7 protein-coding genes and 1 pseudogene are annotated in these 8,033 nt (G+C 38.6%); 7 read left to right on the forward strand and 1 reads right to left on the reverse strand.

Annotated elements, in window-relative coordinates; translation table 11 throughout:
- Window positions 1-92: pseudogene (locus ACO4R2_RS08320) on the reverse strand (transposase); the annotation flags it as partial.
- Between the two features lie 411 nt (window positions 93-503).
- Between ACO4R2_RS08320 and ACO4R2_RS08325 the strand changes: the two are divergent.
- The 7 genes from ACO4R2_RS08325 to ACO4R2_RS08355 all read left to right on the forward strand — a co-directional run bounded on the left by ACO4R2_RS08325 (window position 504) and on the right by ACO4R2_RS08355 (window position 7,740).
- Entirely contained in the window at window positions 504-1,724 is a 1,221-nt protein-coding gene (locus ACO4R2_RS08325) for a tetratricopeptide repeat protein (protein WP_347719083.1), read from the forward strand.
- Entirely contained in the window at window positions 1,721-3,745 is a 2,025-nt protein-coding gene (locus tag ACO4R2_RS08330; RefSeq protein WP_484769856.1) for a M3 family metallopeptidase, read from the forward strand. Before ACO4R2_RS08325 ends, ACO4R2_RS08330 begins: the two co-directional genes overlap by 4 nt.
- Before the next feature lie 42 nt (window positions 3,746-3,787).
- Window positions 3,788-4,225, forward strand: a complete 438-nt coding sequence (locus ACO4R2_RS08335; RefSeq protein WP_311490961.1) for a dCMP deaminase family protein — start codon at window positions 3,788-3,790, stop codon at window positions 4,223-4,225.
- Window positions 4,218-5,996 (forward strand): S41 family peptidase, encoded by a 1,779-nt coding sequence (locus ACO4R2_RS08340; protein WP_484769857.1) that lies wholly within the window; start codon window positions 4,218-4,220, stop codon window positions 5,994-5,996. Before ACO4R2_RS08335 ends, ACO4R2_RS08340 begins: the two co-directional genes overlap by 8 nt.
- The gene (locus tag ACO4R2_RS08345) at window positions 5,948-6,496 is read left to right on the forward strand and encodes a 5-formyltetrahydrofolate cyclo-ligase (RefSeq protein WP_347719086.1); all 549 of its coding nucleotides are present in this window, start codon (window positions 5,948-5,950) and stop codon (window positions 6,494-6,496) included. Before ACO4R2_RS08340 ends, ACO4R2_RS08345 begins: the two co-directional genes overlap by 49 nt.
- Window positions 6,493-6,966 carry a 23S rRNA (pseudouridine(1915)-N(3))-methyltransferase RlmH gene (rlmH, locus tag ACO4R2_RS08350; protein WP_484769858.1) on the forward strand — a complete coding sequence of 158 codons (474 nt, stop codon included), beginning with the start codon at window positions 6,493-6,495 and terminating at the stop codon, window positions 6,964-6,966. The genes ACO4R2_RS08345 and rlmH overlap by 4 nt, the downstream gene beginning before the upstream one ends.
- A gap of 114 nt (window positions 6,967-7,080) precedes the next feature.
- Window positions 7,081-7,740 (forward strand): DnaJ domain-containing protein, encoded by a 660-nt coding sequence (locus tag ACO4R2_RS08355; RefSeq protein ID WP_484769859.1) that lies wholly within the window; start codon window positions 7,081-7,083, stop codon window positions 7,738-7,740.
- The last annotated feature ends 293 nt before the right edge of the window (window positions 7,741-8,033 follow it).

Raw genomic sequence — 8,033 nt, forward strand, 5'->3', positions numbered from 1 at the left:
GAAAGAGAGGTTTTGTTTAATTCTGAATGATATTCTTTGCAGAAATCATCTGCAATACAATAGATTTCCGTAACTTTGCTGACAAGTTTCATGAGGATTGTTATTTTGTTATATGATTGATTTTCAACAGTAAATATACAAAAAACAATCCTCTTTTTAGGCTTTTATTGAAACTTTTTTGAGGAAAAAGAAGAACTGCTTATCCCGAATTGGGGTTAATAACTTTGAAGGATTTTTTTTTGAAAGACTTTTTTAGAAAATTATCTCTTTTTGTGGAAATATATAGTGAAGAATATCGTAAATAGGGGGAATTTCTTAATTATACATCTTGGATGCACTGGTACGTTAGTGTATGATTGTCAGTAAATATTTCCTCATTTTGAACTTATGTCTGTCTCCATGTCTCATAGTTGAAACGACTTATTATATCAGTGGGTTTTGTGCTTCGCATAGATTGTTTTAAATTTGCATACTAACAAAAGAACAAAAAGCTTATTGAGTCAATGTTTTATCGGATTTTTATCTCTATTTCTCTGTTCCTGATGCTATGCTTTTCGTCTTTGTCGGCACAGAAAGTACTGAAAGACTTGAAATTATTGCTAAAACAGAAGAACGCTTCTGAGTTGCTTAATCAGGTGCGTAAGTTGGAGAAAGATTCTGTGGCTTGCACTTATCCAAAATTGTATGATTATGGTATGCAAGCTAATATAAACTTGAATGAAGCCCTTAATGAAAAAGCATATCTTAAGCAACCCTATGATACTGTGCAATTTTTTCGTACGGTGTATGGTATCTATGATTATGCACTCAAGTGCGATTCCGTCGAGCATCGTTTATTAGCGAAGGGGAAGGGACGTATTATGTTCCAAAAATCTCATGGAGAACTTCTTCATCATTATTATCGTAATCTATCCGTGGGAGGCCGTTACTTTTATAGTAAAAAAAATTACAGAGAAGCAGTCAATCTACTAAAAATGGCTGTGGATATTCCAAATACTGCTTTATGGGGAAGTGATAAATCTATACTGAAAACTTATGAATATGTGCAGACGGCAGCAGTTCTTGTGCGTGCGGCCTATCTACGGAATGAATATAGAAAGGCTATAGACTATACGCCAATAGCATTGCAAGACACAAGTAAGATGAGAGCCAGTATTCTGAAGACAGCAGCTGAAGCTTATGCAGCTATCGGAGATTCGGCCGTATATCTTCAATATGTACGCGAAGGATTAAAGGCTTTCCCAAATGATGCTTTTTTCTTTACGGAGTTGTCCGATTATTACACCGGGCATGGTGATTATGAATCCTCACTGAACCTTTCCGATTCTTTGTTGCAGAATGTGAATCCGAAAAATGTTTATTTTTTGGCTGCGAAGGGTTTAGCTTTGATGAACCTAGGAAAGAATCGTGAAGCTATTGAATATTCTCAACAAATCCTTTTGCAAGATTCTACTATCATTGATGCTAATTATTACATAGGTGCAGCTTATTGTAATTTGGCTGCGCAAGTGGATTTTCCAACTACAATCACAAGTCATGCGTATAAGGAGGCACTGAAAAAACGTCGTAATTATTATCTTATGGCTCGGCCATATTTGGAATTGTACCGTGAGCAAGCACCAAACCGACTACACCTTTGGGGGCCATTGTTGTATCGCCTATATATGTCGTTGAATCAAGGTGATAAATTTGAAGAAATACAACGGTTGCTCAATCATAAATGAAGAAAAGAATGAATCCATTTTATACTTTATATGGCACTCCTCATGAAACTTTTCCTTTCAATCGCATTACGTTGAAGGATATTGAAGAGGCGATTTTTGAAGGAATGCGTCAAGAAAACGAAGAGATAAAAGTTATTGTAGAGAACCCTGAGCTCCCAACTTTTGAAAATACGATAGAGGCAATGGATAAGACAGGCCATTTGCTTGCTGATGCAATGACTGTAATGTTCAATCTTGCTAGTGCTGAGACCAACGAAGAATTGGATCAACTCACGCAGCGTATGGCTCCACTGTTGTCAGAGCACATAAATAATATAAACTTGAACGTAGAACTCTTTAGCCGCGTCAAAGCCGTTTATAATAATGCGCCGGACAGTTTAACATCAGAGCAGCGCATGTTGCTGGAAAAAACATACGAAGGCTTTGAGCGAAATGGTGCAAATTTGAATGATGCGGATAAAGCAAAGTTGCGCATTCTTACATCTGAACTTTCACAGCTAACAATCACTTTTTCTCAGAATCATCTCAAAGCAACAAATGCCTACGAATTGTTTGTTGATAGCGAAGAAAAGCTAAGCGGCCTGCCTGAAAGTCAGCTGGTACAAGCCGCCGAAGCAGCAAAAGAAAAAGGTAAAACAGGATGGCTCTTCACTTTGAAGTTTCCAAGTTATGGACCATTTATGAAATATGCGGACAATCGTGAACTTCGCCGTCAGTTGTATTTGGCCTATAATAGTCAGTGTACTCTGCAAGATAAAAATAACAATTTTGATGTGGTTCGCCAAATTGTGAATCTACGCCGCCAAATTGCACAGTTGTTAGGTTTTCCTACTTATGCTGCTTATGCTCTAAAGCGTCGTATGGCAGAAACTACAGAGAATGTATATGACTTACTAAATAAGCTTATAGATGCATATTTGGAGCCGGCAAAGCAAGAAGTGAAAATTGTTGAAGCGCGTGCAAAAGTAGATGGAATTGAAGATTTTCAGCCTTGGGATTTCAGCTATTATAGCCATAAGCTCTATGTAGAACAATACGAACTTGATCCAGAAGTGCTACGCCCTTATTTTGAATTGTCTGCTGTCAAACGTGGCGTTTTTGATTTAGCCAGCCGTCTATATGGAATTTCATTTAAGAAGAACGCAGAGATTCCCGTTTATCATCCAGATGTGGATGCCTATGAGGTCTTTGATAAAGATGGTAGTTTCCTGGCAGTTCTTTATATCGATTTCTTTCCTCGATCAGGTAAGCAAAGTGGTGCATGGATGACATCTTATAAAGAGCAGTGTGCTGATACGCATCCTCATGTAAGTATTGTGATGAATTTTAGTAAACCTACGGCCGATAAACCAGCTCTCTTGACACTCGGGGAAGTAGAGACTTTTCTTCACGAATTTGGTCATTCGCTCCATGGCATCTTTGCTCAGACTTGTTATCAGTCTTTGAGCGGTACAAATGTTTATTTAGATTTTGTAGAATTGCCTTCTCAGTTTATGGAGAACTATAGCACTGAAAAAGAATTTCTTCAAACCTTTGCCCAACATTATATTACAGGTGAGACAATTCCTGATTGTTATATAGAAAAGCTACAGAAAAGTCGTACGTTTCAGGCTGCTTATGCTTGTATTCGACAGGTAAGTTTTGGGCTCTTAGATATGGCTTACAATACAATGCGGGATTCTTTCGATGCAGATATTCGGGATTTTGAACGAAAGACTTGGGAGTGCGTTCAGTTGCTGCCAATAATTCCAGAAGCTTGTATGAGTGTACAATTTGGGCATATCATGTCGGGAGGATATGCTGCGGGATATTACAGTTATAAGTGGGCTGAAGTCTTGGATGCTGATGCATTTTCTCTTTTCAAAGAGAATGGAATCTTTGATTCTACAACAGCCCAAAGTTTCCGTGATAATATTTTGTCGAAGGGTGGAACAGAACCTCCCATGCAATTGTATCTTCGATTTAGGGGTCGCAAGCCAACAATTAATGCGTTAATGCAACGCGATGGTATCTTAAAGTGAAATTTTGTTTAATACGGGTAACAATATAATTATCAGTTATAAATGACTGCAGAAGAAAAACAAACTGACTTAGATAAACGCTATTTACGCATGGCGCGTATTTGGGCGGAAAATTCTTATTGTAAGCGTCGCCAGGTAGGTGCTCTTATTGTTAAAGATAAGATGATAATTAGCGATGGTTATAATGGTACGCCCTCAGGTTTTGAGAATGTATGTGAAGATGAGAATAATGTAACTAAATCCTATGTTCTTCATGCAGAAGCAAATGCTCTCACAAAAATTGCTCGATCTGGTAATAATTCAGATGGAGCTACAATGTATGTAACAGATGAACCTTGTATCGAATGTGCTAAACTTATCATTCAATCAGGTATATGCCGTGTCATTTATGCGCGCGATTATCGCTTGCATGACGGGGTAGAACTTTTAAAAAGGGCAGGTATTGTTGTAAAACATTTGTTTTTAGAAAGCAATGACTAAGAATCAGACACGTTTTGTCCCGCTGCTTGTTTCAGTGGGCGTTATAGTAGGAATACTTATTGGTAGTTTTTTTGCTTCACATTTCTCTGGTCGAAAATTGAGCATTATAAATACCTCTACAAATAAGATAAATGATTTGTTTCATCTTATTGATGATGAATATGTAGACTCGGTTAGTATTCCAGATTTGGTAGAGAAATCTATGCCTGAAATACTCAAGCAACTTGATCCACACTCTACATATATCAGTGCAAAAGATGTGGAAGCTAGTATGCAAGACCTTAAGGGCAGTTTTTCAGGAATTGGAGTACAATTCACGGTCTATAAAGATACAGTTCGTGTTATAAAGGTAGTCAAGGGAGGACCTTCAGAAGGCGTTGGGCTTAGAGCTGGTGATCGTATAGTAAATATTGATGGTAAAGCCTATGTAGGCGATACTATTACGGCAGATGCGACTCGAAACAGACTAAAAGGGCAAAAAGGTTCTCAGGTTCGCTTAGGTGTTCTTCGCCCAGGGCAAAAGCAAATGCTTAGCTATGTTGTGACGCGTGGTGATGTTCCTGTGAAAAGTATAACAGCTGCTTATAAGGTTAGTGAAAGTGTTGGCTATATTCGTATCAATAGTTTTGGCGATAATACATATTCAGAGTTTCTTTCTGCTTTAGCACAACTCAATACTCAAGGTTTCCGAGGTTTAATACTTGATTTGCGAGGAAATCTTGGCGGATATATGCAGCCTGCAGTACAGATTGCCAATGAATTCTTACCAAAGAATCGTCTTATTGTTTACACACAAGGACGCAAGAGTCCTCGTGAAGATTTTAGAAGTGATGGCCGCGGTAGTTATCAGAATCTGCCATTGGTGGTACTTGTCGATGAGACCAGTGCTTCTGCAAGTGAAATCCTAAGTGGTGCTTTGCAGGATAATGATCGTGCAATGATTGTTGGTCGCCGTACCTTCGGAAAAGGATTAGTACAAGTGCCTATAGAATTCCAAGATGGCAGTATGCTACGCCTCACTAAAGCTCGTTATTACACGCCTTCTGGACGTTGTGTGCAAAAACCGTATAAGCTTGGAGATGAGGAAGATTATGAGGCTGACTTATTGTTGCGCGAGAAGCATGGAGAATATTATAATCCAGATAGTATTAAGACTAGTGGACAGAAATATAAGACGGTACACGGTCGCTTTGTCTATGGTGGTGGTGGTATTATTCCTGATGTTTTCATCCCTGCCGATACGCTCAATATGACAAGTTATTTTCGTGAGGCCTATCTTAACGGTCTGATGTATCAGTTTGCCTATGTATTTACGGATAATAGACGTGAGCAACTCAGTAGTATTTCAGGGCTTGATGATATGATAACTTTCTTGAAGAGAAGTTCATTAGTGGAGGACTTTGCTACCTATGCCGAGAAAAATGGGGTACGACGTCGCCCGCGTATGTTGATACAATCGCGAACGTTGTTTGAACGTTACCTCATATCGAATATCCTAGCAGATGCTATTGATGATGAAGCTGCCATTATGTATACAAATCGTAGCGATGCGGCTGTTCAAACAGCAGTGAAACTTATTCACGATGGAAAAGCTTTTCCTGTTCCAGCGACGGCTTATGTCCAATCCTTTATGAATCGTACTTTCTTTCATATGAGAACTGATCGTAATGTGGCACTTGTGTCCTGTTTCTTGCGTACTACTTCTTTTTTTCCTTTAGCTCAATGGTACGAACCGAAAAAGATGCACAACGGGATCTTATACGTCGTCTAAAAAAGTCCTTTGATGCTACTCAGCTTGCATTCTATAGTGAGCAGCTCGCACAAAGTCTTTTTGAGAATTCTCATTATCAGACCGCAAGAAATGTGGCTTTATTTGCTTCTTTGCCTGATGAGCCAGATACTACTGCGATATTAGCTCATGCACTTAATGATGATAAAAAAGTTTGGCTCCCTGCAGTTATTGATGAAGAGTACATGGAAATGCGCAGATATCTTGGAGTAGAATCTTTAGTAGAAGGAGCATTTCATATTTTAGAACCGATGGGTGAGTTGCTTGCAGACTATTCGGAGCTCGATTTGATACTTGTGCCGGGAATGGCTTTTGATTTATCTTGTCATCGCTTGGGGAGAGGACGAGGCTACTATGATTGCTTTTTACACAGGTGTTCTCACAAGACATGGCGTATAGGTTATTGTTTCCCCTTTCAAATGTTAGATAAGGTTTCTGTAGAGCCCCACGATGAACAAGTTAATGAATGTATTTCTTTATGAAAGTCGTATTTATACAAGTTGGTAGAACCATTGATAAACACCTTATTGCGCTTGCTGCTGACTATACTGAGCGTATCACTCATTATCTTCCCTTTGAAGTGCAAACTGTACCCGATTTGAAGAATAATAAAGCTTTGAGTTTTGAGCAGCAAAAGATAGCAGAAGGTATAGGACTCCAGCAATTCCTGAAAGCGGGAGATCATGTTGTCCTATTGGACGAAGGTGGAAAGGAGTTTTCCTCTGTTGAATTTGCTAATCATATTCAGCGTCGTCTCAATGGCGGTGGGCGACGCTTAGTTTTTATTATAGGAGGTCCTTATGGCTTTAGTCAAGATATTTATGGTTTGGCGCAAGAAAAAATTTCTCTTTCTCGGATGACATTTAGTCATCAAATGGTACGCATTTTCTTTATCGAACAGCTTTATCGTGCGATGACCATTCTTAATGGTGAGCCTTATCATCATTCTTAATGAATAGTTTTATCTGTTTTCTTGTAAATAAGATATTTAAAGTGTCTGGAAGTGATAAACTTTTCATAATTGGGCATTCTTTTTGTGTATGCTAGAGGAAAATAAAATATAAAAATGGCATTTATTGATTATTACAAAATTATGGGGATTCCACGCGATACTCCTCAAAAGGATATTCGCTTGGCTTTTAAAAAACGCGCAAAACAGTTTCATCCCGATTTACATCCAGATGATCCAAAGGCAAAAGCTAAATTTCAAGCCTTAAATGAGGCTTATGATGTACTAAATGACCCAGAGAAGCGTCGAAAGTACGATCAATATGGTGAGCACTGGAGAGATGCAGATACTTTTAATCAAGCTGGCGGTTTTCATGCAGGTACTAATGGTAGCGATGGCTTCGAGGGATTTGATTTTAGTCAGTTTTCTGGGGGAGGAGGCTTCTCGTCATTCTTTGAAAACTTGTTTGGAGGAGGTTCTAACTCCTTCCGACGTCCGCGCCATGAAGCTACAATGAACGTCACAGTTACAATTGATTTATATACAGCCTTACTGGGTGGCTCGATAATCTTGCGTACTGCTAACGGTTCTAGTTTAAAACTTAAAGTAAAACCTGAAACACAAAATGGTTCAAAAGTACGGTTGCGTGGTAAGGGATATGATCGTGGAGATGGATCTTTTGGTGATATGATTGTTACCTATAACATTCAGCTACCTACAGGTCTGACTGAGAAACAGCGTGAACTACTACGTGAAATGCAGAAGGCAGGAGCATAGATCTTCCAACGATATTTTAGAAAGGTGGAGTTTGTTAAGCATTATGATGTCCAAACTTCACCTTATCTTTTATCCTTTTTTTCTTGCTTTATTTGAAAGTGAATGAGCATGCGTGGAAACTTTTATGTTAGTTGGTACAGGAAAAATCTCTTTATAGTGTCTAAAAATATCCTTATAGTGTTTACGAATATTCTTATTGTGCCAGCCGATATCTTTATTCTATTCTAAAATATCCTTATTGGCATAAGTGACAAAAAGAGACCTAAAATGGGTCTCTTTTTCTCTTATATGCC

Source organism: Alloprevotella sp. (assembly GCF_057240785.1).